This is a genomic window from Pantoea sp. App145 (assembly GCF_047947045.1).
Lineage (GTDB): Bacteria > Pseudomonadota > Gammaproteobacteria > Enterobacterales > Enterobacteriaceae > Pantoea.
This window is the reverse complement of the sequence record NZ_CP133290.1, coordinates 2,819,817-2,844,134: the sequence shown is the minus strand read 5'-3', so window position 1 is coordinate 2,844,134 and position 24,318 is coordinate 2,819,817. Positions and strand designations below refer to the sequence as shown.

The following is a 24,318-nucleotide window of genomic DNA, read 5'->3' as shown; positions in this document are numbered from 1 at the left end:
AGGTAGAGGATTCAAGATGGCAGCTGGAAAGATTGTCCAGATTATCGGCGCCGTAGTTGACGTCGAATTCCCTCAGGACGCAGTACCGCAAGTGTACAGCGCCCTTGAGGTTAAGAATGGTGATGCTCGTCTGGTGCTGGAAGTTCAGCAGCAGCTGGGTGGTGGCGTGGTTCGTACCATCGCCATGGGTACTTCTGACGGCCTGAAGCGCGGTCTGGAAGTCACCGACCTGAAAAAACCGATCCAGGTACCGGTTGGTAAAGCAACCCTCGGCCGTATCATGAACGTGCTGGGCGAGCCGATCGACATGAAAGGCGACCTGAAAGAAGAAGACGGCAGCGCAGTAGAGGTTTCCTCTATTCACCGTGCAGCACCTTCTTATGAAGAACAGTCTAACTCGCAGGAACTGCTGGAAACCGGCATCAAGGTTATCGACCTGATGTGTCCGTTCGCTAAGGGCGGTAAAGTCGGTCTGTTCGGTGGTGCGGGTGTAGGTAAAACCGTAAACATGATGGAGCTGATCCGTAACATCGCGGCTGAGCACTCAGGTTACTCGGTATTTGCCGGTGTGGGTGAGCGTACTCGTGAGGGTAACGACTTCTACCACGAAATGACTGACTCCAACGTTATCGATAAAGTAGCGCTGGTGTATGGCCAGATGAACGAGCCGCCGGGTAACCGTCTGCGCGTAGCACTGACCGGTCTGACCATGGCGGAAAAATTCCGTGATGAAGGCCGTGACGTACTGCTGTTCATCGACAACATCTATCGTTACACCCTGGCCGGTACAGAAGTCTCTGCACTGCTGGGTCGTATGCCTTCAGCGGTAGGTTATCAGCCGACTCTGGCTGAAGAGATGGGTGTGTTGCAGGAGCGTATTACCTCCACCAAGACCGGTTCAATCACTTCCGTACAGGCCGTTTACGTTCCTGCGGATGACTTGACTGACCCGTCTCCGGCGACCACCTTCGCCCACCTGGACTCAACTGTAACCCTGAGCCGTCAGATCGCTTCTCTGGGTATCTACCCGGCCGTTGACCCGCTGGATTCCACCAGCCGTCAGCTGGATCCGCTGGTTGTTGGTCAGGAGCACTACGATGTAGCGCGTGGCGTACAGTCACTGCTGCAACGTTACCAGGAACTGAAAGACATCATCGCCATCCTCGGTATGGACGAGCTGTCTGAAGACGACAAACTGCTGGTGGCACGTGCGCGTAAGATTCAGCGCTTCCTGTCTCAGCCGTTCTTCGTTGCTGAAGTGTTCACCGGTTCTCCAGGTAAGTACGTATCGCTGAAAGACACCATCCGTGGCTTCAAAGGCATCATGGAAGGTGAATTCGACCATCTGCCAGAGCAGGCTTTCTACATGGTTGGCGCGATCGACGAAGCCGTGGAAAAAGCGAAGAAACTGTAATTTCGGTTTCCCGGGAGGAATGATATGGCTATGACTTATCACCTGGATGTGGTCAGCGCGGAGCAACAAATGTTCTCCGGTCTGGTGCAGAAGATCCAGGTGTCAGGTAGCGAAGGTGAACTGGGGATTTTCCCGGGTCATGCCCCGCTCCTGACTGCCATCAAGCCTGGTATGATTCGCATCGTTAAACAGCACGGCGAAGAGGAGTATATCTACCTCTCTGGCGGCGTGCTGGAAGTACAGCCGAACAGCACCACCGTTCTGGCCGACACCGCGATTCGTGGTGAAGACCTGGATGAGGCACGTGCGCTGGAAGCGAAACGTAAAGCAGAAGAGCATATGAGCAGCAGCCACGGTGATGTGGACTACGCTACGGCCTCTGCCGAACTGGCGAAAGCTATCGCAAAACTGCGTGTTATCGAGCTGACCAAAAAAGCGATGTAATCAGGCTTTATGCGTCACGAAATGCCAGCCCTTAGGGCTGGCATTTTTTTTATCTGCAATTCTGATAGAACAAAACAACGCGATGAATCGCGGCGCTACGGTATCGTGCACTTTTACACATACCGTAGCGGCGCAATTTATTGCACACTGACTTTCGTCATCCTCTAATTTCGATCCGAGAAAAATGTAGTAATCTCAGGGGTAAACCTTAAACTTTCGAAAGCTAAAACAGAGTCAGGATGGTTATGTCTACAACTGCGATGAGTGTGGTGATTCTTGCTGCTGGCAAGGGCACCCGTATGTATTCCGATCTCCCCAAAGTTCTGCATACCCTGGCAGGAAAACCGATGGTTCAGCATGTGATTGACGCCGCCACCGGGCTGGGCGCACAGCAAATTCATCTGGTGTATGGTCATGGCGGTGATCAACTCAAAGCGCAACTTGCCGGGAACACCCTGAACTGGGTACTTCAGGCACAGCAGCTGGGAACCGGACACGCGATGCAGCAGGCGGCTCCTTATTTCGCCGATGACGAAGATATTCTGATGTTGTACGGCGATGTGCCGCTGATCTCGCAGGAAACTTTGCAGCGTCTGCGCGCCGCCAAACCAGCTGGCGGCATTGGGCTACTGACGGTAGTTCTCGACAATCCCACCGGTTATGGTCGCATCGTACGTGAACACGACACCATCACCGGCATCGTGGAACAAAAAGATGCTTCGGCAGAACAGCTGAAAATTCAGGAAATCAACACCGGTATCCTGGTTGCCAACGGCGGCGATCTCAAACGCTGGCTTTCTCAGCTGAACAGCAATAATGCTCAGGGCGAGTTTTATATCACCGACATTATTGCCATGGCGCATCAGGAAGGTCGTGTCGTGCAGGCGGTCCATCCGGCGCGGATCAGCGAAACCGACGGTGTGAACAATCGTGTGCAACTGGCCGCGCTGGAGCGTGCATATCAGACTGAGCAGGCCGAGAGATTGTTGCTGGCTGGCGTCATGTTGCGCGATCCGGCACGTTTTGATCTACGCGGTACGTTGCAGCACGGGCGCGATGTCGAAATCGATACCAATGTGATCATCGAAGGTAACGTGACGCTGGGCGATCGCGTGAAAATTGCGGCGGGTTGCATCATCAAAAACAGCGTGATTGCCGATGACTGTGAAATCAGCGCGTATTCGGTGATCGAAGATGCCAGCCTGGCGGCGGCTTGTACCGTCGGCCCGTTTGCCCGCCTGCGTCCTGGCAGCGAGCTGGGTGAGAAGGCGCACGTGGGTAACTTCGTTGAAATGAAAAAAGCCAGCCTCGGTAAAGGCTCGAAGGCCGGGCATCTCTCTTATCTGGGTGATGCGGAGATCGGCGAGGATGTGAATATCGGTGCGGGTACCATCACCTGCAATTACGATGGCGCGAACAAATCGAAAACCATCATTGGCGATAACGTCTTTGTTGGCTCCGACACGCAGCTGGTTGCCCCGGTGACCATTGCCAGTGGCGCGACTATCGCCGCAGGCACCACGGTGATGAAAGACGTTACCGCTGCGGTTCTGGTTTATAACCGTAAAGAACAGAACCAGAAAGCAGGCTGGCAGCGTCCGGTGAAGAAAAAGTAATTTTTAATGGCCGGCAAAGACCGGCCTGTTAGCAGTAAATATAACTCTATCCCCACTCTCTACAAGGCTCGGGGAACCGGCAATGCCGGATATCAGGTCAGATGACAACGCAATGGCCGAAAGCCATGAAGTCAGGAAACTATTATGTGTGGAATTGTTGGTGCAGTAGCACAGCGCGACATTGCAGAGATTCTGCTGGAAGGTCTGCGTCGTCTCGAATATCGCGGTTACGATTCGGCTGGTCTGGCCGTCGTTGACGCCCAAGGCCATGTGACGCGTCTGCGTCGTCTCGGCAAAGTGCAGAAGCTGGCAGAGGCGGCGGAAGAACAGCCGTTGATTGGTGGCACCGGTATCGCTCACACCCGCTGGGCAACGCATGGTGAACCCTCAGAAGCGAATGCGCATCCGCATATTTCTGAGCACATCATCATTGTGCATAACGGCATCATTGAGAACCATGAGCCGCTGCGTGCACAACTGATTGAACGCGGCTACCAGTTTGCCTCAGAAACCGACACCGAAGTGGTGGCGCATTTGGTGCACTGGGAGCAGAAGCAGGGCGGTTCGCTGCGTGAAGTGGTATTGCGGGTCATTCCGCAGCTGCGTGGTGCTTATGGCATGGTGATCATGGACAGCCGCGATCCGTCGCTGCTGGTGGCTGCCCGTTCCGGTAGCCCGCTGGTGGTCGGTCGTGGCATGGGCGAAAACTTTATCGCCTCTGATCAATTGGCATTGCTGCCGGTGACGCGTCGCTTCATCTATCTGGAAGAGGGCGATATCGCTGAGATCACTCGCCGCGAAGTGACGATTGTCGATCGCAGTGGCAAACCGGTTAATCGCGCCGAGATCGAATCCAATGTGCAGTACGATGCCGGTGACAAAGGCGTGTATCGTCATTACATGCAGAAAGAGATTTATGAACAGCCGATGGCGATCAAAAACACCTTAACCGGTCGTTTCAGCCACGGTGAGGTCGATCTTAGTGAACTTGGCCCGCAGGCTGAAACCCTGCTGAGCAAAGTTGAGCATATCCAGATTATCGCCTGCGGTACGTCATACAACTCCGGTATGGTGTCGCGTTACTGGTTCGAGTCGCTGGCCAACATTCCCTGTGATGTCGAAATCGCTTCTGAATTCCGCTATCGCAAATCTGCCGTACGTAAAAACAGCCTGCTGATCACGCTGTCGCAGTCAGGTGAGACGGCAGATACGCTGGCCGCGCTGCGTCTGTCGAAAGAGCTGGGCTACCTCGGTTCGCTGGCGATCTGTAACGTCGCGGGTTCGTCGCTGGTGCGGGAATCCGATCTGGCGCTGATGACCAAAGCGGGCACCGAAATCGGTGTGGCTTCTACCAAAGCCTTTACCACGCAGCTTACGGTATTGCTGATGCTGGTAGCGAAACTGGGTCGTCTGCACGGTATGTCTGCCGACACCGAGCACGACATTGTGCACGCGTTGCAGGCGCTGCCGAGCCGTATTGAGCAGATGCTGGCGCAGGACAAGGTGATCGAAAGTCTGGCAGAAGGTTTCTCTGACAAACACCACGCCCTGTTCCTCGGCCGTGGCGATCAGTACCCGATTGCTATGGAAGGGGCACTGAAGCTCAAAGAGATCTCCTACATCCACGCGGAAGCCTATGCTGCCGGTGAGCTGAAGCACGGGCCGCTGGCGCTAATTGATGCCGATATGCCAGTGATTGTGGTGGCACCGAACAATGAGTTACTGGAAAAGCTGAAGTCTAATATTGAAGAGGTGCGCGCGCGCGGTGGTTTGCTGTACGTGTTCGCCGATCAGGATGCGGGTTTCAGCGACAGCGAAGGCATGAAGATTATCTCACTGCCGCACGTAGAAGAGGTGATTGCGCCGATCTTCTATACCGTGCCGCTGCAACTTCTTTCGTACCATGTGGCGTTGATTAAAGGTACTGATGTTGATCAGCCACGTAACCTGGCGAAATCAGTTACTGTCGAATAATCAGCAGGAAAAGCGGGGCCTGTCAGGTCCCGCTTCATTTTTAAACGATGTCATAAAACTGTCATATTTCGTACATTTGACTGTAATCAAACTGTCCTATTTTCCCTCCAGCAGCAATCAATGACTCCTACTAAAATGGCATAGAGCCTGATTTTTTTAACTCCCCTGGAGGGAACATGACACTGATGCGTAGCACCGTAGCCCGAATCCTCGCCGCCACCTTCGCAGTAAGCGCGGTCTCTGCTTTTGCAGCAACCGATCTGACTGGCGCAGGCGGGACGTTCCCGGCACCGGTTTATGCCAAGTGGGCAGCAGAATACCAGCAAGCCACCGGTAGCAAAATCAACTATCAGGGTATTGGTTCTTCAGGCGGCGTGAAGCAAATCATCGCCAAAACCGTCGATTTCGGTGCGTCAGATGCGCCGATGAAAGATGAAGATCTGCAAAAAAATGGCCTGTTCCAGTTCCCGACCGTAATCGGTGGCGTGGTACTGACAGTTAACATCCCTGGTATTAAATCTGGTCAGCTGACCCTCGACGGCAAAACCGTTGGTGACATCTACCTGGGTAACATCAAAAAGTGGAACGATCCGGCAATCACCAAGCTGAACCCGGGCGTGAAACTGCCTGACACCAACATCAACGTGGTACGCCGCGCTGATGGTTCCGGTACTTCTTTCGTTTTCACCAGCTACCTGTCTAAAGTGAACGAAGAGTGGAACAGCAAAATCGGTAAAGGTAACACCGTAAACTGGCCGACCGGTCTGGGCGGTAAAGGTAACGACGGCGTGGCTGCATTCGTTCAGCGTCTGCCGGGTTCAATTGGCTACGTAGAATATGCGTATGCTAAGCAGAACAACCTGACCTATACCAAACTGATGGATGCTGACGGTAAAGCGGTATCGCCGAGCGAAACCAGCTTCTCTAACGCGGCGAAAGGCGCGAACTGGAGCGAAACCTTTGCTCAGGACCTGACTTTCCAGAAAGGCGCAGATGCATGGCCGATCTCCTCAACCACGTTCATCCTGGTTTACAAAGATCAGGCGAATGCTGAGAAAGGTAGCGAAGTGCTGAAGTTCTTCGACTGGGCTTACAAACACGGTTCTAAAACGGCGACCAGCCTGGATTACGCCGCTCTGCCAGACAGCGTAACCGCGCAGATCCGTTCTGCCTGGAAAGCCAACATCAAAGACAGTTCAGGCAAAGCGCTGTTCGAATAACTGATAGACCTGGCCAGCCGCAATGCTGGCCTACCCAATGGGCGGCATGATGATCATGTCGCCCTGTCATTCCCTGAGAACAGAGACTTCTATGGCTGCCACTAAGCCGACGTTTAAAGCCCCTGGCAAACAAGGTGACATGATTTTCGGCGCGCTGGTTAAACTCTCCGCGCTGATTGTGTTGTTGCTGCTGGGTGGCATCATCGTCTCCCTGATTTTCTCCTCCTGGCCCAGCATCCAGAAATTTGGCTTCTCCTTCCTGTGGACCAAAACCTGGGATGCGCCCAATGAAGAATTTGGTGCGCTGGTGCCGATTTACGGCACTGTCGTGACCTCACTGATTGCGTTGATCATCGCCGTTCCGGTGAGCTTTGGTATCGCCCTGTTCCTGACGGAACTGGCACCAGGCTGGCTGCGTCGTCCACTTGGTACGGCGATTGAACTGCTGGCGGCCATCCCCAGTATCGTTTACGGCATGTGGGGCCTGTTTATTTTCGCACCGCTGTTTGCGCAATATTTCCAGACGCCGGTGGGTGACATCATGTCGAATATCCCGATTGTCGGCGCGCTGTTTTCCGGTCCGGCATTTGGCATCGGCATCCTCGCCGCAGGTGTGATTCTGGCTATTATGATCATCCCTTATATCGCTTCGGTGATGCGTGATGTGTTTGAGCAGACGCCGGTGATGATGAAAGAGTCAGCCTATGGTATCGGCTGCACCACCTGGGAAGTGATCTGGCGCATCGTGCTGCCGTTCACCAAAAACGGGGTTATCGGTGGCGTGATGCTCGGCCTGGGTCGTGCCTTGGGTGAAACCATGGCGGTCACCTTTATTATCGGTAACACCTACCAGCTCGACAGCGCTTCGCTGTTTATGCCAGGCAACAGCATCACCTCGGCGCTGGCGAACGAATTCGCTGAAGCGGAATCCGGCGTGCATGTGGCGGCACTGATGGAACTGGGGCTGATCCTGTTTGTTATCACCTTTATCGTGCTGGCGATCTCCAAACTGATGATCCTGCGTCTGGCGAAGAGTGAAGGAGCCCGTTCATGACAACGATTGAATTGCAGGCGCGCGCCGAGCTGGAAGCCTCACGTCGTAAAATGCAGGCATGGCGCAGTACCAAAAATAAAATTGCGCTGACGTTGTCGTTACTGACGATGGCGTTTGGCCTGTTCTGGCTGGTGTGGATTCTGTTCACTACCGTTTCGCGCGGTATCGATGGCTTATCCTGGTCGCTGTTTACTGAATCGACCCCACCGCCCAATACCGCAGGTGGTGGTTTGGCGAACGCCTTGGCCGGTAGCGGTTTATTGATTTTCTGGTCAACCTTCGTCGGGACGCCGCTGGGCATCATGGCGGGGATTTACCTTGCGGAATATGGCCGCAAGCACTGGCTGGCGGAAGTGATTCGTTTTATTAACGACATCCTGTTATCCGCACCGTCGATTGTGGTGGGTCTGTTCGTTTACACCATTGTGGTGGCGCAGATGCAGCACTTCTCCGGTTGGGCTGGTGTGGTGGCGCTGGCGCTGTTGCAGATCCCGATTGTGATCCGCACCACCGAGAACATGCTGCGTCTGGTGCCTGACAGCATGCGTGAGGCAGCTTATGCCCTGGGTACGCCGAAGTGGAGGATGATTTCAGCTATCACCCTGAAGGCGTCAGTCTCGGGCATTATGACCGGTGTGCTGCTGGCGATTGCGCGTATTGCGGGTGAAACCGCGCCGCTACTGTTTACTGCGCTGTCGAACCAGTTCTGGAGCACCGACATGATGCAGCCGATCGCCAACCTGCCGGTGACCATCTTCAAATTCGCCATGAGCCCGTTTGCGGAATGGCAGAGTCTGGCGTGGGCGGGTGTGCTGATCATTACCCTGTGCGTGTTGCTGCTGAACATCCTGGCGCGTGTGATTTTCTCCAAGAGCAAACACTAATTTCCCGGCGCGGCTTCGGCGGCGCGGTACATGAGAGACGAGCAATGAGTATGGCAACTTCTTCTGCCGGCAAAATTCAGGTGCGCAATCTGAACTTCCATTACGGGAAATTCCATGCGCTGAAAAATATCAATCTGGACATCGCAAAAAACCAGGTCACCGCATTTATCGGGCCGTCGGGCTGCGGTAAATCGACCCTGCTGCGTACCTTCAACAAAATGTACTCGCTCTACCCGGAGCAGCGTGCAGAAGGTGAAATTCTGCTGGATGGCGACAACATTCTGGCATCGAGCCAGGATATCGCCCTGCTGCGCGCCCGCGTTGGCATGGTGTTCCAGAAGCCGACGCCGTTCCCGATGTCGATTTATGACAACATCGCCTTTGGCGTGCGTCTGTTTGAAAAGCTGTCGCGTGCTGATATGGATGAGCGCGTGCAGTGGGCGTTGAGCAAAGCAGCGCTGTGGAATGAAACCAAAGACAAGCTGCATCAGAGTGGTTACAGTCTCTCCGGCGGTCAGCAGCAACGTCTGTGCATTGCACGCGGCATTGCGATTCGCCCGGAAGTGCTGCTGCTGGATGAGCCTTGTTCGGCGCTGGACCCGATTTCAACCGGTCGTATCGAAGAACTGATCACCGAGCTGAAGCAAGACTACACCGTGGTGATCGTAACCCATAACATGCAGCAGGCGGCGCGTTGTTCTGATCACACCGCGTTTATGTATCTGGGTGAGCTGATTGAATTCAGCGATACCGATACGCTGTTTACCAAGCCCGCGCAAAAACAGACAGAAGACTACATTACCGGTCGTTACGGCTGATTTGACAGGAGACGCACATGGATAATTTAAATCTGAACAAACATATCTCCGGTCAGTTCAACGCGGAGCTGGAGCACATTCGCACTCAGGTGATGATCATGGGTGGCATGGTTGAGCAGCAGCTCACCGACGCCATTACCGCGATGCATAACCAGGATGGCGAACTGGCACAGCGCGTTATCGACGGTGATCAGAAGGTCAATATGATGGAAGTGGAGATTGATGAAGCCTGCGTGCGCATCATCGCCAAACGCCAGCCTACCGCCAGCGACCTGCGCCTGGTGATGGCAATCATCAAGACCATTTCTGAGCTGGAACGCATCGGTGACGTGGCGGAAAAAATCAGCCGCACTGCACTGGAGAAATTTGGTCAGCAACATCTGCCGCTGCTGGTGAGCCTGGAATCACTTGGCCATCATACCGTGCAGATGCTGCATGACGTGCTGGATGCGTTTGCCCGCATGGATCTTAATGCGGCGATCCAGATCTACCGTGAAGATAAGAAGGTGGATAAAGAGTACGAGGGCATTGTACGTCAGCTGATGACCTACATGATGGAAGATCCGCGTACCATTCCAAGTGTACTGACCGCCCTGTTCTGCGCACGTGCCATCGAGCGTATCGGTGACCGTTGCCAGAATATCTGCGAAATCATCTTCTACTTCGTGAAGGGACAGGATTTCCGTCACGTTGGTGGCGACAAGCTGGATGAGCTGCTGTCCGGCGATGATGGCACCAACAAACCGTCCTGATAGCCTGATGGCTGCCTGCATTAGCGGCAGCCATCTTCATTTCTGATTGGTCTCACGGCGTTCCGCTCTTTATACTTGGTGCACTTTTTATTACAAGGTGTTGCTGATGTCACCCCTCTCCCCCAAAAAGAAACAGAGCGTCACCCCGGCCAAAGCGATGCTGGCGGCGGTCAGTGGCTATGCGATGGACGGATTCGATCTGCTGATTCTTGGCTTCATGTTACCGGCGATTAGCGTGTCGCTGGCACTCGATCCTTCACAGGCAGGATCGCTGGTCACCTGGACGCTGATTGGAGCCGTGGTGGGTGGCATTGTCTTTGGTCATCTCAGCGACCGTTTTGGCCGCATCCGCATTCTGACCGTCACTATTCTGATGTTTTCCATTTTCACCGGGTTATGCGCAGTGGCGCAGGGCTACTGGGATTTGCTGGCGTACCGTACTCTGGCAGGGATGGGGCTGGGTGGCGAGTTTGGTATCGGCATGGCGCTTATCGCTGAAGCCTGGCCGCAGGAGAAGCGTAATCGCGCCTCCGCATGGGTAGGCATCGGCTGGCAGCTGGGTGTGCTGCTGGCAGCCTTTATTACCCCGCCACTGCTGAGTGTGATTGGCTGGCGCGGTATGTTCCTGGTGGGGCTGTTGCCCGCGCTGGTGTCGTTTGTGATTCGCCGCAGCATGGGGGAACCGGAAGGATTTACCCGTCATGTGGCGAAAACGCCGCAATTGTCGTTTGCCGCACGTATCCGTTTGCTGTTTAGCGACCGGGCCACCAGCAAGGCAAGCCTGGGTATCTTTATCCTCTGCTCGGTACAGAACTTTGGTTATTACGGTCTGATGATTTGGATGCCGAGTTATCTCTCCTCCAGCTTCGGCTTCAGTCTGACCAAATCCGGTCTGTGGACCGCTGTCACCGTGGTGGGGATGACGTTCGGTATCTGGCTGTTTGGCGTACTGGCGGACCGCTTCGCGCGCTGGAAAATCTTCCTGTTGTATCAATTTGGCGCGGTAGTGATGGTAGTGATTTACGCTCAGCTGCGTGATCCCACCGTGATGCTGTTTACCGGTGCGCTGATGGGGATGTTCGTGAATGGCATGATTGGCGGCTACGGCGCGTTAATTTCCGATACTTTCCCGCCACAGGCTCGCGCCACGGCGCAGAACGTGTTGTTTAACCTCGGGCGTGGTGTGGGGGGTTTTGGGCCGCTGGTTATTGGTTTACTGGCTGCGAAAATATCATTCGCTGCGGCGATTACGCTGCTGGCGCTGATTTATCTGCTGGATATTGTGGCAACGCTGTTTTTGCTGCCGAAGAAGCAGGGTAATGAGGATTCACTGGGCGCGATTGGCTGATGCCACGGCGCGATTTTTCGCGCCGTGATGGGTTACTGGGCGTTACACCAGCGCCCAACCCCGCGCCTGCCACAATGCTGGCAACTGCGCCATATCATCAAAACGGGTCACCAGCGGGTGATCAAGTTCCGGGTTATGCGCATCCGCGCAGTAATAAAACACCGGAATACCGGCGGCGATGCCAGCGCGGGCACCTGCTTCCGAATCATCCACCAGAATGCATTTCTCTATCGGCACCTGCATTTGCTCCGCCGCGTGATACATCAGTTCCGGGTCTGGTTTCCAGTGATTGATGTCATAACCGCTGTAAAGATTCTCAGCGAAGTACGGCAGCATGCCGGTCAGACCGAGGGAATGCTGCATTTTCTTCACTGTGCCATTCGATACCACACACATCGGCACTTTAACCTGCTCCACCAGCGCTTTCGCCCCGGCGATAGGCTCCAGCTGCAAGTCAAACAGCCGGGCCACTTCGGCGCGGTAGGTGGTTTCCACTTCATCGATGGGGAGTTCGGCCTGATGTTCCGCTGCCACATCACGGATGATGTCGTACAGTTTTACCCCTTTGTATTTTTCGAACATCTGCTGGAGCGATAGCTCGATACCGTAGCGGGCAAAGGTGTTGACGTAAGATTGCGTACAGATCACCTCGCTGTCGACCAGCGTGCCGTCACAATCAAAAAAAATACATTCAACTGACATCGCACATCATCCTTTTGGTAAACAATTAGCTGTCACTCTAACCCACTGCGCGCGTCGAGCAAACGCTTGCGAAAAATCAGTGTGCTGGGCCGGTAAAATCTATAGGATACGCGCGTTAAATTTTTCAGCAGGATAATGCTATGAACAAGCAGGGTCTGTTGCAGCGCATTTTTAAGTTGCAGGAACACGGTACTACCGTGCGCACGGAAGTGATCGCCGGTTTCACCACCTTTCTGACGATGGTGTACATCGTCTTCGTTAACCCGCAAATCCTTGGTGCCGCGGGTATGAATACCCAGGCGGTGTTTGTCACCACCTGTCTGATTGCCGCATTTGGCAGCATCCTGATGGGGCTGGTGGCTAATCTGCCGGTCGCACTGGCACCGGCGATGGGGCTGAATGCCTTCTTTGCCTTTGTCGTGGTCGGCGCGATGGGGTATTCGTGGCAGATCGGTATGGGGGCAATCTTCTGGGGCGCGCTGGGGTTATTAATCCTCACGTTGTTGCGCGTGCGTTACTGGATGATTGCCAATATCCCGCTGAGCCTGCGCGTGGGCATCACGGCCGGTATCGGGCTGTTCATCGCCATGATGGGGCTGAAAAATGCGGGTATCATCGTGCCAAATGCCGATACGCTGGTCACCGTGGGTAACCTGACCTCGCATAGCGTGTTGCTGGGCGCGCTTGGCTTTTTCATCATCGCCATTCTGGCTTCACGTAATATCCATGCGGCGGTGCTGGTGTCGATTGTGGTGACCACTGTGATTGGCCTGCTGCTGGGCGATGTGAAGTTTACCGGCGTGTTCGCGACACCACCCTCTGTGGGCTCCGTGGTGGGTCAGGTCGATATCAAAGGTGCACTGAATATCGGGATGGCCGGGGTGATTTTCTCGTTCATGCTGGTCAACCTGTTTGACTCCTCCGGCACGCTGATTGGCGTAACCGACAAAGCCGGGCTGACCGATGAAAAAGGCACCTTCCCGCGGATGAAGCAGGCGTTGTTTGTTGACAGCGTCAGCTCAGTGGCCGGGTCGCTGATTGGTACTTCATCGGTTACCGCTTATATCGAAAGTTCTTCGGGCGTGGCGATTGGTGGCCGTACCGGGCTGATGGCGGTGATCACCGGTATCCTGTTCCTGCTGGTGATGTTTCTGTCACCGCTGGCGGCGATGGTGCCCGCCTACGCGGCTGCGGGCGCTTTGATCTACGTCGGCGTACTGATGACGGCGTCATTGTCACGTGTGCGCTGGGACGATCTTACTGAAGCGGTTCCGGCGTTTGTCACCGCAGTGATGATGCCGTTCAGTTTCTCGATTACGGAAGGCATTGCGCTGGGCTTTATCGCTTACTGCGTGATGAAGCTGGGAACGGGGCGCTGGCGGGAAATCAGCCCGTGCGTGGTGGTGGTGGCGCTGTTGTTTGTACTGAAAATCGTGTTTGTTGACGCCCACTAAAACTAAACAGGCCGCATAAGCGGCCTGTCTTATTATGGATGACCGATTTCCTGCGGTGTAGTGCGTTCGCTCGGTAAACTGGTCAGACGCAAGGTGCGTGGACCGATATTTGGTTTACTCATCTCCACATCGCGTAGCGGCTGCCATTGATAGTCGCCATCAATTTCCCACAACCGAAGTCGTTCCGTACCGGGTGACAAAGCGCATGACCAAACCAGCGTCGGTTCGGCATCGCACACGGCCTGAATATCCGGGAACACGCTGGAGCGCAGGCGTCCTGCGGCGGGATGGAGCCGCAATGAATCGATACCGCTTTCCGCTTCGCCGGTGAGTTTGAGAATGCTCTGGCGTAGCGTCCAGATCTGCGTCACCGCTTCCATAAAATCCTGCTGCGCATTAATCCAGGCTTTCTCCCCGGAAGAGAGATCCTGGGTGAGGGCATCCTGCGTCTGACGACTGTGGGCGCGCACGATTTCCATATCCAGCCCGGCCCGGCCACCTTCTTCAGCCAGCAGAACACCCACCATATTTCCGGCATAGGCGATGCTGAAATCAGGCAGGGCGGAATCGGCAAAACAGGGCCGACCGCTGCTGGTGGTCACAAGCAGCGGCAGTTCATTGATACCGTAAATACGCAACATCAGCTGTGCCAGCAGCTCACGAGCGGCAAGAAAGCGGCCACGGCGCTTATCGGGCAGACGTTGCGCGCTATTAATTACATCCTGTGGAACCCGCATTGTCTCAGAGGAGAGGGGCGGGTTACCCATCCAACGAACAAAATGACTAGCCATCTGTCGCTCCGTGAAAATGGTCGGATAATCATCACAGCTATTGTAAGAATTTTCTCATGTCTTTGCATCCGGCATTACGTGGAATCCCTGAATTTCAGATAACGCCGAACATCATGACCATGCGCTGAGGCCGCGCCAGTAGCCATATCATCCAGCTTATTTGCTGATAAATGCCTGATTAGATGCTGAATGGGGCGATGTAGTGTAGGATTTGGGCATTAAAAAAGCAGGCTGATGAGAAAATTATAATTGCCGAATTTCAGCTGTGCTTCATCGCAGAATCATGCACGTCGGAGTTTTTATGTCAGTTACTTCATCTTCCCAGGAATCGATCTCACTCGATGACTTTCGTTTTGGTATGCGCCGCCTGAGTGCAGGCGTCTCACTGGTCACCACACAATCAGGCGATGAGAAATTTGGTCTGATTGCGTCGTCGGTCAGCTCACTGGCGGCAGAACCGCCCAGCCTGTTGGTTTGCATCAACCAAAGCTCCTCCAGCCATGCGGGTTTTCTGCAGGCAGGATATTTTGCGGTTAACGTGCTGCGTGAGCACCATGCCGAGCTTTGCGCGCAGTTCAGTCAGCCATCACGTCGCGCTGAGCGCTTTCAGCACGGCGACTGGCAAACCCTGACTACCGGCGCGCCGGTGCTGGCGGATGCGCTGGTGAGTTTTGATTGTCATCTGGAAAAAGTGGTGGACTGGCATACACATAGCGTGTTGCTGGCGCGGATTGTGGGCATTAATTTGCCGGGCGAAGCGGCAGAACCGATGGTCTACTTCAACAGCGGCTTTCATTCGCTGAGTCTGTAGCGGCGCGATTTATCGCGCAAATTCAGGCCGTCCCTGCAATTCTGAAAAACAGCGCGATAAATCGCGCTGCTACGAATTCGTGCACGCTTTACTCAGGCAAATTTGCAGACATCGTCAAAACCGAGGCGTGGCAGACGCGGATGCAGTTTGCTCGCTTCGCCATAACCGAGGTTGATCAGCAAATTAACCTGCCATTTGCTGTTGCTGAAGAAAGCTTCATTGATTTTGGCCGGATCAAAACCCGACATCGGGCCAGCATCCAGCCCCAATGAGCGTGCCGCCAGAATCAGATAACCCGCCTGCAAACTGCTGTTGCGAAATGCAGTCTCTTTAACCAGCTCCGGATTGCTGGTGAACCAGCTACGCGCATCACCGTGTGGAAACAGCTTAGGCAGATTTTCATAGAACTCCGCATCGGAGGCGACGATAACCGTCACTGGAGCTGCCATGGTTTTTTCCAGGTTGCCGGAAGAGAGCGCGGGTTTCAGCTTTTCTTTCCCTTCCTGGGAGGTGACAAACACAAAGCGGCCCGGTGAGCAGTTGGCAGAAGTCGGACCGAGCGCCGTCAGCGCGTAGAGTTGCTTTAACAGGTCCTGTGAAATCGGTTTGTTTTGCCAGTAGCTGTGGGTGCGGGCTTCATTGAACAGCGCATTCAGGGCGAGGCTGTCGAGCGGTGTACTCATGTTTCTCTCCTTTTCAGGCATCAAATTGAGCCTAATGTTTAGCATGAATAGAGGAATGACCGGGATCCGTTGGTGCACTTTGCGCACCCAGTGGGATCGTTATACTGCAAAGGCAGGGGGGAGCCAAATAACAAAACGGCATCGTCTGCTGTTTTGTTTACTGAGCAGGAGGAGAGGAAAAGGGCATTGTCAGGTGAGAGAAACCCGCTGATGCGGGTATCCCGTCAGATCATTTCCCAATACAAAAACTGGAGAAAATCCGCCCCAGCAGGTCATCCGAGGTGAACTCGCCGGTTATTTCGCTCAGGGCCTGTTGCGCCAAACGCAGTTCCTCGGCCAGCAGTTCACCCGCCCAGGCTCCCAGCAGCTGATCTTTGCCCTGTTGCAGGTGAGTCGCTGCTAACTCCAGCGCCTGCAAATGACGACGGCGGGCGAGGAAGCCGCCTTCCATATTGCCGCTGAAGCCCATGGTCTGTTTCAGATGGTCGCGCAAGGTATCGATGCCTTCACCCGTGCGAGCGGACAGGCGAATAAGCGAGTGACCATTCACTTCGGACAGGCCTAGGGTTTCGCCTGTCATGTCGGCTTTGTTGCGTACCACGGTGATCGGCAGTTCCGCGGGCAGACGCGACACGAAATCGGGCCAGATGGTGGCGGCTTCGGTGGCCTCGGTGGTGGTGCCATCCACCATAAACAGTACGCGATCGGCCTGTTCAATCTCCTGCCACGCCCGTTCAATACCGATGCGTTCAACTTCGTCGCTGGCATCGCGTAAGCCAGCGGTATCGATGATATGCAGTGGCATGCCGTCGATATGAATATGTTCGCGCAGCACGTCACGCGTGGTACCGGCGATATCGGTGACGATAGCGGCTTCGCGTCCGGCTAATGCATTCAGAAGACTGGATTTTCCGGCGTTGGGACGGCCAGCAATCACCACTTTCATCCCTTCACGCAACAGGCTGCCCTGGCGGGCTTCGGCTCGCACGCCATTCAGGTCGCCGATCACCGCATTGAGCTGTGCTTCAATTTTTCCGTCAGAGAGGAAATCGATCTCTTCATCCGGAAAATCGATGGCCGCTTCCACATAGATACGCAGGTAAGTGAGTGCTTCCACAAGGGCGTTAATACGCACGGAAAATGCGCCCTGTAACGAATTCACCGCCGAACGTGCTGCCTGCTCGGAACTGGCATCGATCAGGTCAGCAATGGCTTCTGCCTGGGCCAGATCGAGTTTGTCATTCAGAAAAGCGCGTTCGGAGAATTCACCCGGCTGAGCAATGCGCACGCCGGGCAGCGCCACAATGCGCTTTAGCAGCAGGTCGAGAATCACCGGACCGCCGTGGCCCTGCAACTCCAGCACGTCTTCACCGGTAAAAGAATTGGGGCCGGGGAACCACAGCGCAATACCCTGATCCAGCACGCTGCCATCGGCATCGGTAAACGGCAGATAGTCGGCATAGCGCGGTTTCGGCAGTTTACCCAGCACGGCTTGCGCGATGTCGGCCGCTTTTGCTCCGGAGATACGCAGAATGCCGACGCCGCCACGGCCGGGTGGCGTTGCCTGGGCGACGATGGTATCGCTATGGCTCATAATTGACTCTCGTTTCAAAAAAAAACAGGGCGACATAAATGCCGCCCCGATGTTTACGTCCTTGCTCGCAGGAGCTGGGCGTTACGCTTTCTTCTTGTCGCGGCTATGCAGACCACGTTTTTCCAGGCCGCGATAAATCAACTGCTGCTGGAGAATGGTTACCAGGTTGCTGACGATGTAGTACAGCACCAGACCTGACGGGAACCACAGGAAGAACACGGTAAAGATAACCGGCATGTAAGTCATGATCTTCTGCTGCATCGGATCGGTCACGGTGGTCGGTGACATCTTCTGAATGAAGAACATGGTGATACCCATGATAACCGGCAGGATGTAGTACGGATCCTGCGCGGACAGGTCATGAATCCACAGAATAAACGGCGCGTGACGCAGTTCAACCGAGCCAGACAGCATGTAGTACAGGGCAAGGAAGATTGGCATCTGAATCACCAGCGGCAGACAGCCGCCGAGCGGGTTCACTTTCTCCGCTTTGTACAGCGCCATCATCTCCTGGCTCATCTTCTGCTTATCATCGCCCAGACGCTCACGCATCGCCTGAATCTTCGGCTGCAGCATGCGCATCTTCGCCATCGAAGTGTACTGCGCTTTGGTCAGCGGGTACATGATGCCACGAACGATGAAGGTGATAACGATGATGGAGAAGCCCCAGTTACCGATAAAGCTGTGGATGAACTTCAACAGCTTGAACAGCGGCTGAGAGATGAACCACAACCAACCGTAATCCACCGTCAGATCCAAGTGAGGCGCGATAGCTGCCATCTGGTCCTGAATTTCCGGGCCAACCCACAGGGTCGCGCCGAGATTCTGCTGCGCGCCAGGTGCGACGGTGACCGGTGCTGATTTATAACCGATGGCGGCAACGCCGTTACCCAGATTGCTGGTGTACAGGGTGTTGGTGCCTTCGGTACGCGGTACCCATGCAGTAGCAAAGTACTGTTGCAGCATCGCTACCCAGCCATTGCTGGTGGTGGTGTTCAGGTTCTCGTTATCATTGATGGTGTCGAATTTATATTTTTCGTATTTCGCATCGCTGGTTGAGTACGCTGCACCGCGGAAGGTATGCAGAGCAAAGTTGTTGCTACCGGTATCACGGTGCTTCGGCACTTCGATGGTCTGTTTCAGCTGACCAAACATCGCCACTTCCAGCGGTTGCTCGCTGGTGTTGTTGATGTTGTAGTCAACATTCACGGCGAATTCACCGCGTTTGAACACGAAGGTTTTGGTGTAAACCACACCATTTTCGCCAGTCCAGGTGAGCGGTACGCGCAGCTCAGTCTGGCCTTCCGCCATCTCAAAGTGATCCTGAGTGGTGGTGAAAAGTGGACGTGCGCCATTGTTCGGGTTATCCGGACCGTTACGGCCGGTTAAGCCGCTCTGTGCCTGATAGATGAACGCTGGGGTGGTTTCAAGCAGCTGGAATGGTGCATCCGAACCCAGTTTGTCCGGGTAAGTCAGCAGTGAAGCCTGCTCGATGTCGCCACCGCGGGTGTTGATGTTCAATGACAGGACATCAGTCTTAACGGTGATCGTTTTGCCCTGGCCGCTGCCGGGAACGCCGGAAGAGGCGGCATCACCCGCTGTGCTGTTGGTCGTCTGCGTGGTCTGGGTTTGCTGCGGCTGCGGAGCATGGTCCGTTTGCCAGGCTTGCCAGATCATAAAAGACACGAACAGAAAAGCGATGAGAAAGAGATTGCGTTGCGAATCCATCGTTAATGTTCTCTGGTATCAAAGGTTTTTGGCGGCACAGGATCGTCGCCACCCGGGTTCAAAGGGTGGCATTTTAATACGCGTTTAATCGTCAACCAACTGCCTTTTATTACCCCAAAGCGACGCAATGCCTCAATCCCATACTGCGAACAGGAGGGATTGAACCGGCAATGAGGTCCCAGCAGTGGGCTGATGGCGCGTTGATACACGCGTATCAGGGCGATCAGGAGCCGCGAGCCAGGCGACAGTGACGACGCCATAATTTCTCCAACGCTTCCGCCAGCGCACGATTATCCAGGTCAGCAACCCCTTTTTTAGCCACGACCACAAAATCCATCGCGGGTAGTTCATGCTGGCGCAGACGAAAGCTTTCGCGGGTCAATCGCTTGATCCGGTTACGTTCATGGGCGCGTTTTACATGTTTTTTGGCGACGGTGAGACCGATGCGGGGATGCCCCAGCGAATTAAGGCGGCCGAGGATGGTGATTTGCGGCGTGCCAGCCCTTTGTGGCTGCTGGAAGACGAAAGTGAAATGAGTGGGAGTTAACAAACGTAACTCCCTGGGAAATGCGAGCTTAACCACGAGGGTTAGCTTTTATTACTTAGAAACGGTCAGACGAGAACGGCCTTTAGCACGACGACGTGCCAGAACCTGACGACCATTTTTTGTAGCCATACGTGCACGGAAGCCGTGAGAACGGTTGCGCTTCAGTACGGACGGTTGAAAAGTGCGTTTCATGGCGGTTTCTACCTAAACTTGAAAATTTTCACTGGGTGACGCGTATTCGGGCCAGTAAAACGACCGACGCCTCAATGTGTCTTTAATAAAGAGGCGGGATTGTAATAATTGTACAGTCCAGAGTCAATTTACTTCGCTGGTCGCGGTACCAGGAAAACCCGGATACAGCCCGCTGTTTCCGGGCATTGGGCTAAACGCGACAACGCCGGGGTGGAGAATTATACGGGCTATACGGCAAAGCGCAAGGATCGCGCAGGATCTTCTTGCGATCAAGGCGCGGATTTTTTGCACAGAAAACGAGACTCCGCCAGAAAATTTGCAGCTTTCATCCTGATCCCCGCTCGCTTTTCCGCCAGAAGGCGTAAACTCTTTAGCGCGCCACTGCCCTGTGGATAAATTGGATCAAAACTGTGTAGAAAGGGAAGATCTCTGTGCCGCTTTGCGCTATGATCCGCCCTTCCGCTGACGATCCGCACTGCGATCGACGGGGAGACTACCGCGGATAGCGGTCGCGGGCGCTTTCTGATCGCCTGTGTCAAAAAACGAACGTTTCTTTTATTAGCGCCTAAAATTCTTATCGATTTTGTACGAGTGGAGTCCGCCGTGTCACTTACGCTTTGGCAACAGTGTCTTGCCCGTTTGCAGGATGAGCTTCCTGCCACCGAATTCAGCATGTGGATTCGTCCGCTGCAGGCTGAATTGAACGACAATACGCTCGCCTTGTATGCACCAAATCGGTTTGTACTCGACTGGGTTCGGGATAAATATCTCAACAGTATCAATGGGCTGCTGAATGAATTCTGCGGTGCGGATGTGCCGTTACTGCGTTTTGAGGTCGGCACGCGTCCGGTGGCGCAGGTCGCTACCAGCCAGCCTGCGATGGCCAGCGTCAGCGCGCCCGCGCCGGCACAAAACCGCCCGGCTCCGGCGCAAACGCTGCGTCCCAGCTGGGATTCTGTGCCTGCTCCGGCCGATGTGACTTACCGTTCCAACGTCAATAACCGCCACAACTTTGACAACTTTGTCGAAGGTAAATCTAACCAGCTGGCGCGCGCGGCGGCACGTCAGGTGGCTGACAATCCGGGCGGTGCTTACAACCCGCTGTTCCTGTATGGTGGCACCGGTCTGGGCAAAACCCACCTGTTACATGCGGTGGGGAATGGCATCATGGCGCGTAAGCCCAATGCCAAAGTGGTCTATATGCATTCCGAGCGCTTTGTGCAGGATATGGTGAAAGCCCTGCAAAACAACGCCATTGAAGAGTTCAAACGTTACTATCGTTCTGTCGATGCCCTGCTGATCGATGATATCCAGTTCTTTGCCAATAAAGAGCGTTCGCAGGAGGAGTTTTTCCACACCTTCAATGCGCTGCTGGAAGGCAATCAACAGATCATCCTGACGTCGGATCGTTACCCGAAAGAGATCAACGGGGTGGAAGATCGTCTCAAGTCGCGTTTTGGCTGGGGACTGACGGTGGCGATCGAGCCGCCGGAGCTGGAAACGCGCGTCGCTATCCTGATGAAGAAAGCCGATGAAAACGACATCCGCCTGCCGGGTGAAGTGGCGTTCTTTATTGCTAAGCGTCTGCGTTCCAACGTCCGTGAGCTGGAAGGCGCGCTGAACCGCGTGATTGCCAACGCCAACTTTACCGGTCGCGCCATTACTATCGACTTCGTACGTGAAGCGCTGCGCGATCTGCTGGCGTTGCAGGAAAAGCTGGTCACCATCGACAATATTCAGAAGACGGTGGCGGAGTATTACAAAATTAAAGTGGCCGATTTGCTGTCCAAGCGCCGTTCGCGCTCGGTAGCGCGTCCGCGCCAGATGGCGATGGCGATGGCGAAAGAGCTAACCAACCATAGCCTGCCGGAAATTGGTGATGCGTTTGGTGGCCGTGACCATACCACCGTGCTACACGCCTGCCGTAAAATCGAGCAGCTGCGTGAAGAAAGCCACGACATCAAAGAAGATTTCTCTAACCTCATTCGAACCTTATCTTCCTGACGCTATGAAATTTATTGTTGAACGTGAGCAGTTGCTGAAACCGCTGCAACAGGTCAGCGGTCCGCTCGGTGGGCGTCCGACGCTGCCGATCCTCGGAAATTTACTGCTGCAGGTAAATGACGGCACTTTGTTGCTGACCGGCACCGATCTGGAAATGGAGATGGTGGCCCGCGTTGCGTTAACGCAGCCGCATGAACCTGGTGCAACCACCGTCCCGGCGCGTAAATTCCTCGATATTTGTCGTGGTTTGCCGGATGGTGCTGAGATCTCCCTGACACTGGAAGGCGACAGAATGCTGGTGCGTTCTGGGCGTAGCCGTTTCTCGCTTTCCACGCTGCCTGCCAGTGACTTCCCGAATCTGGATGACTGGCAGAGTGAAGTAGAATTTACCCTGCCGCAGGCCACGCTGAAGCGTCTGATCGAAGCGACACAGTTTTCGATGGCGCATCAGGACGTACGTTACTACCTCAACGGCATGTTGTTTGAAACCGAAGGGGAAGAACTGCGCACCGTGGCGACCGACGGCCACCGTCTGGCGGTTTGCTCGATGCCGATAGGCCAGGCGCTGCCTGACCATTCGGTGATCGTACCGCGTAAAGGGGTGATTGAGCTGGTTCGTCTGCTCGACGGCGGCGAAACGCCGTTACAGGTCCAGATTGGCAGCAGCAACATCCGTGCGCATGTCGGCGATTTTATCTTTACATCGAAGCTGGTTGATGGCCGTTTCCCGGATTATCGCCGCGTATTGCCGAAGAATCCCGACAAAGCGCTGGAAGCCGGTTGCGATCTGCTCAAGCAGGCGTTTGCCCGTGCGGCGATCCTGTCGAACGAGAAATTCCGCGGTGTTCGTATCTATATCACCGAAAATCAGCTGAAAATCACCGCCAACAACCCGGAACAGGAAGAAGCGGAAGAGATGCTGGATGTCAGCTACAACGGCAGCGAACTGGAGATCGGTTTCAACGTCAGTTACGTGCTGGATGTGCTGAATGCGCTAAAGTGTGAAAACGTCCGCCTGCTGCTGACTGATTCCGTCTCCAGCGTGCAGATCGAAGACGTCGCCAGTCCCGCAGCGGCCTATGTTGTGATGCCTATGCGTTTGTAGGGTCGGCATTTATGCCGATCTGGCTGAGGTTTGCACCATCCCGGGAGCCATTAGTGGCTCCCTCTACGCTGATCCCCGGACCACTTCATGGCTTTAACCCGCCTCCTGATTAAAGATTTTCGCAACATCGAGCAGGCCGATCTGACCTTAGCGCCAGGATTTAACTTCCTCGTAGGTGCCAACGGCAGCGGCAAAACCAGCGTGCTTGAGGCTATTTATACCCTGGGGCATGGTCGTGCTTTTCGCAGCCTGCAAGCCGGGCGCGTGATACGCCACGATCAACAGGCTTTTGTGTTACATGGCCGTATCGAGGGCAGTGAGCGCGAGCTGGCGGTTGGACTCACCAAAAATCGCGCCGGGGAAAGCAAGGTGCGTATTGATGGCAGCGACGGCCATAAAGTGGCTGAACTGGCGCAATTGCTGCCGATGCAGTTAATCACCCCTGAGGGGTTTACTTTGCTCAACGGCGGCCCCAAATACCGTAGAGCCTATATCGACTGGGGCTGTTTTCATGCTGCCCCCGGTTTTTTCCATGCCTGGAGCAATCTGCGTCGTTTGCTAAAGCAACGCAATGCCGCACTGCGTCAGGTCACGCGTTACAGCCAGATTCGCCCGTGGGATCAGGAGCTGGTGCCGCTGGCGGAGCAAATCAGCGCCTGGCGAGCTGAATACAGCGAAGCGATTTCCAGCGAAATCACCGCCACCTGCGCCCAGTTTTTGCCGGAATTTGAACTGGCGTTCTCCTTCCAGCGTGGCTGGGACAAGGAAAGCGACTACGGCGAACTGCTGGAGCGCAATTTCGAGCGCGATCGCGCGCTGACATACACCGCCAGCGGCCCGCACAAAGCGGATTTCCGTATTCGTGCCGAAGGGACGCCGGTAGAAGATTTACTCTCACGCGGCCAGTTAAAACTGCTGATGTGCGCACTGCGCCTGGCGCAAGGGGAATACCTGACGCGCAGCAGTGGACGTCGCTGCCTGTACCTGATTGATGACTTTGCTTCGGAGCTGGATGACGTGCGTCGTCGCCTGTTAGCGGAGCGTTTAAAAGCCACTCAGGCTCAGGTATTCGTCAGTGCCATCGGTGTCGAGCATGTAATCGACATGAGCGACGAAAAGGGCAAGATGTTCCGCGTGGAACAGGGTAAAATAGCAGTTCAACCTGAAGATTAAATGAGCGAGA

At 54.8% G+C, this 24,318-nt stretch carries 23 protein-coding genes; 15 read left to right on the top strand and 8 right to left on the bottom strand.

Annotated elements, in window-relative coordinates:
* The first annotated feature begins 16 nt into the window (after window positions 1-16).
* From atpD to RCF31_RS12930, 10 genes are all read left to right on the top strand, one after another.
* Entirely contained in the window at window positions 17-1,414 is a 1,398-nt protein-coding gene (gene atpD / locus RCF31_RS12975) for a F0F1 ATP synthase subunit beta (RefSeq protein ID WP_084878116.1), read from the top strand.
* Between the two features lie 24 nt (window positions 1,415-1,438).
* Window positions 1,439-1,858, top strand: a complete 420-nt coding sequence (locus RCF31_RS12970) for a F0F1 ATP synthase subunit epsilon (protein WP_416410870.1) — start codon at window positions 1,439-1,441, stop codon at window positions 1,856-1,858.
* Between the two features lie 245 nt (window positions 1,859-2,103).
* Complete coding sequence (gene glmU / locus RCF31_RS12965; protein WP_416410868.1) at window positions 2,104-3,474, top strand: bifunctional UDP-N-acetylglucosamine diphosphorylase/glucosamine-1-phosphate N-acetyltransferase GlmU; 1,371 nt, start codon at window positions 2,104-2,106, stop codon at window positions 3,472-3,474.
* A 144-nt stretch (window positions 3,475-3,618) separates the two neighbouring features.
* Window positions 3,619-5,448: a glutamine--fructose-6-phosphate transaminase (isomerizing) gene (gene glmS, locus RCF31_RS12960; RefSeq protein ID WP_299455738.1), complete on the top strand. Its 1,830-nt coding sequence runs from the start codon at window positions 3,619-3,621 to the stop codon at window positions 5,446-5,448.
* 176 nt (window positions 5,449-5,624) lie between these two features.
* Window positions 5,625-6,668 (top strand): phosphate ABC transporter substrate-binding protein PstS, encoded by a 1,044-nt coding sequence (pstS, locus tag RCF31_RS12955; protein WP_416410865.1) that lies wholly within the window; start codon window positions 5,625-5,627, stop codon window positions 6,666-6,668.
* Window positions 6,669-6,759: 91 nt separating this feature from the next.
* Complete coding sequence (gene pstC, locus RCF31_RS12950) at window positions 6,760-7,722, top strand: phosphate ABC transporter permease PstC (protein ID WP_299455734.1); 963 nt, start codon at window positions 6,760-6,762, stop codon at window positions 7,720-7,722.
* On the top strand, window positions 7,719-8,606 hold the full coding sequence (gene pstA, locus RCF31_RS12945; protein WP_299455732.1) for a phosphate ABC transporter permease PstA: 888 nt from the start codon (window positions 7,719-7,721) through the stop codon (window positions 8,604-8,606). The genes pstC and pstA overlap by 4 nt, the downstream gene beginning before the upstream one ends.
* Window positions 8,607-8,650: 44 nt before the next feature.
* On the top strand, window positions 8,651-9,424 hold the full coding sequence (pstB, locus tag RCF31_RS12940; RefSeq protein WP_084878133.1) for a phosphate ABC transporter ATP-binding protein PstB: 774 nt from the start codon (window positions 8,651-8,653) through the stop codon (window positions 9,422-9,424).
* Window positions 9,425-9,441: 17 nt separating this feature from the next.
* The gene (gene phoU, locus RCF31_RS12935) at window positions 9,442-10,176 is read left to right on the top strand and encodes a phosphate signaling complex protein PhoU (RefSeq protein WP_208716984.1); all 735 of its coding nucleotides are present in this window, start codon (window positions 9,442-9,444) and stop codon (window positions 10,174-10,176) included.
* Window positions 10,177-10,282: 106 nt separating this feature from the next.
* Window positions 10,283-11,524, top strand: coding sequence for an MFS transporter (locus RCF31_RS12930; protein ID WP_313685516.1), 1,242 nt, complete (start codon window positions 10,283-10,285; stop codon window positions 11,522-11,524).
* Between the two features lie 42 nt (window positions 11,525-11,566).
* Here the strand turns inward: RCF31_RS12930 and yieH are convergent, their stop codons facing one another.
* The gene (gene yieH, locus RCF31_RS12925) at window positions 11,567-12,226 is read right to left on the bottom strand and encodes a 6-phosphogluconate phosphatase (RefSeq protein ID WP_416410862.1); all 660 of its coding nucleotides are present in this window, start codon (window positions 12,224-12,226) and stop codon (window positions 11,567-11,569) included.
* A gap of 140 nt (window positions 12,227-12,366) precedes the next feature.
* Here yieH and RCF31_RS12920 point away from each other — a divergent pair, with 140 nt between their 5' ends.
* Complete coding sequence (locus RCF31_RS12920) at window positions 12,367-13,680, top strand: NCS2 family permease (RefSeq protein ID WP_299455724.1); 1,314 nt, start codon at window positions 12,367-12,369, stop codon at window positions 13,678-13,680.
* A gap of 32 nt (window positions 13,681-13,712) precedes the next feature.
* On the opposite strand, the gene RCF31_RS12915 is transcribed toward RCF31_RS12920, so the two are convergent.
* Window positions 13,713-14,471 carry a 4'-phosphopantetheinyl transferase family protein gene (locus RCF31_RS12915; RefSeq protein ID WP_416410859.1) on the bottom strand — a complete coding sequence of 253 codons (759 nt, stop codon included), beginning with the start codon at window positions 14,469-14,471 and terminating at the stop codon, window positions 13,713-13,715.
* 301 nt (window positions 14,472-14,772) lie between these two features.
* On the opposite strand from RCF31_RS12915, the gene RCF31_RS12910 reads away from it, so the two are divergent.
* Entirely contained in the window at window positions 14,773-15,282 is a 510-nt protein-coding gene (locus RCF31_RS12910; RefSeq protein WP_416410857.1) for a flavin reductase family protein, read from the top strand.
* Window positions 15,283-15,374: 92 nt separating this feature from the next.
* Here the strand turns inward: RCF31_RS12910 and RCF31_RS12905 are convergent, their stop codons facing one another.
* From RCF31_RS12905 to rpmH, 6 genes are all read right to left on the bottom strand, one after another.
* On the bottom strand, window positions 15,375-15,965 hold the full coding sequence (locus tag RCF31_RS12905) for a malonic semialdehyde reductase (RefSeq protein WP_299455718.1): 591 nt from the start codon (window positions 15,963-15,965) through the stop codon (window positions 15,375-15,377).
* Between the two features lie 229 nt (window positions 15,966-16,194).
* Window positions 16,195-17,559, bottom strand: a complete 1,365-nt coding sequence (gene mnmE, locus RCF31_RS12900) for a tRNA uridine-5-carboxymethylaminomethyl(34) synthesis GTPase MnmE (protein ID WP_416410855.1) — start codon at window positions 17,557-17,559, stop codon at window positions 16,195-16,197.
* Window positions 17,560-17,640: 81 nt separating this feature from the next.
* A complete protein-coding gene (gene yidC / locus RCF31_RS12895; protein WP_299455715.1) occupies window positions 17,641-19,287 on the bottom strand; it encodes a membrane protein insertase YidC in 1,647 nt (548 codons plus the stop codon).
* Window positions 19,288-19,289: 2 nt separating this feature from the next.
* Window positions 19,290-19,547, bottom strand: coding sequence for a membrane protein insertion efficiency factor YidD (gene yidD / locus RCF31_RS12890; RefSeq protein ID WP_084878154.1), 258 nt, complete (start codon window positions 19,545-19,547; stop codon window positions 19,290-19,292).
* The gene (rnpA, locus tag RCF31_RS12885) at window positions 19,511-19,870 is read right to left on the bottom strand and encodes a ribonuclease P protein component (protein WP_036625704.1); all 360 of its coding nucleotides are present in this window, start codon (window positions 19,868-19,870) and stop codon (window positions 19,511-19,513) included. Before rnpA ends, yidD begins: the two co-directional genes overlap by 37 nt.
* Window positions 19,871-19,885: 15 nt before the next feature.
* Window positions 19,886-20,026 carry a 50S ribosomal protein L34 gene (rpmH, locus tag RCF31_RS12880; RefSeq protein WP_003849659.1) on the bottom strand — a complete coding sequence of 47 codons (141 nt, stop codon included), beginning with the start codon at window positions 20,024-20,026 and terminating at the stop codon, window positions 19,886-19,888.
* 603 nt (window positions 20,027-20,629) lie between these two features.
* Here rpmH and dnaA point away from each other — a divergent pair.
* The 3 genes from dnaA to recF all read left to right on the top strand — a co-directional run bounded on the left by dnaA (window position 20,630) and on the right by recF (window position 24,308).
* On the top strand, window positions 20,630-22,030 hold the full coding sequence (gene dnaA / locus RCF31_RS12875; RefSeq protein WP_084878156.1) for a chromosomal replication initiator protein DnaA: 1,401 nt from the start codon (window positions 20,630-20,632) through the stop codon (window positions 22,028-22,030).
* Between the two features lie 4 nt (window positions 22,031-22,034).
* Window positions 22,035-23,135, top strand: a complete 1,101-nt coding sequence (gene dnaN, locus RCF31_RS12870; protein WP_299455660.1) for a DNA polymerase III subunit beta — start codon at window positions 22,035-22,037, stop codon at window positions 23,133-23,135.
* 87 nt (window positions 23,136-23,222) lie between these two features.
* Complete coding sequence (gene recF / locus RCF31_RS12865) at window positions 23,223-24,308, top strand: DNA replication/repair protein RecF (RefSeq protein ID WP_299455658.1); 1,086 nt, start codon at window positions 23,223-23,225, stop codon at window positions 24,306-24,308.
* The last annotated feature ends 10 nt before the right edge of the window (window positions 24,309-24,318 follow it).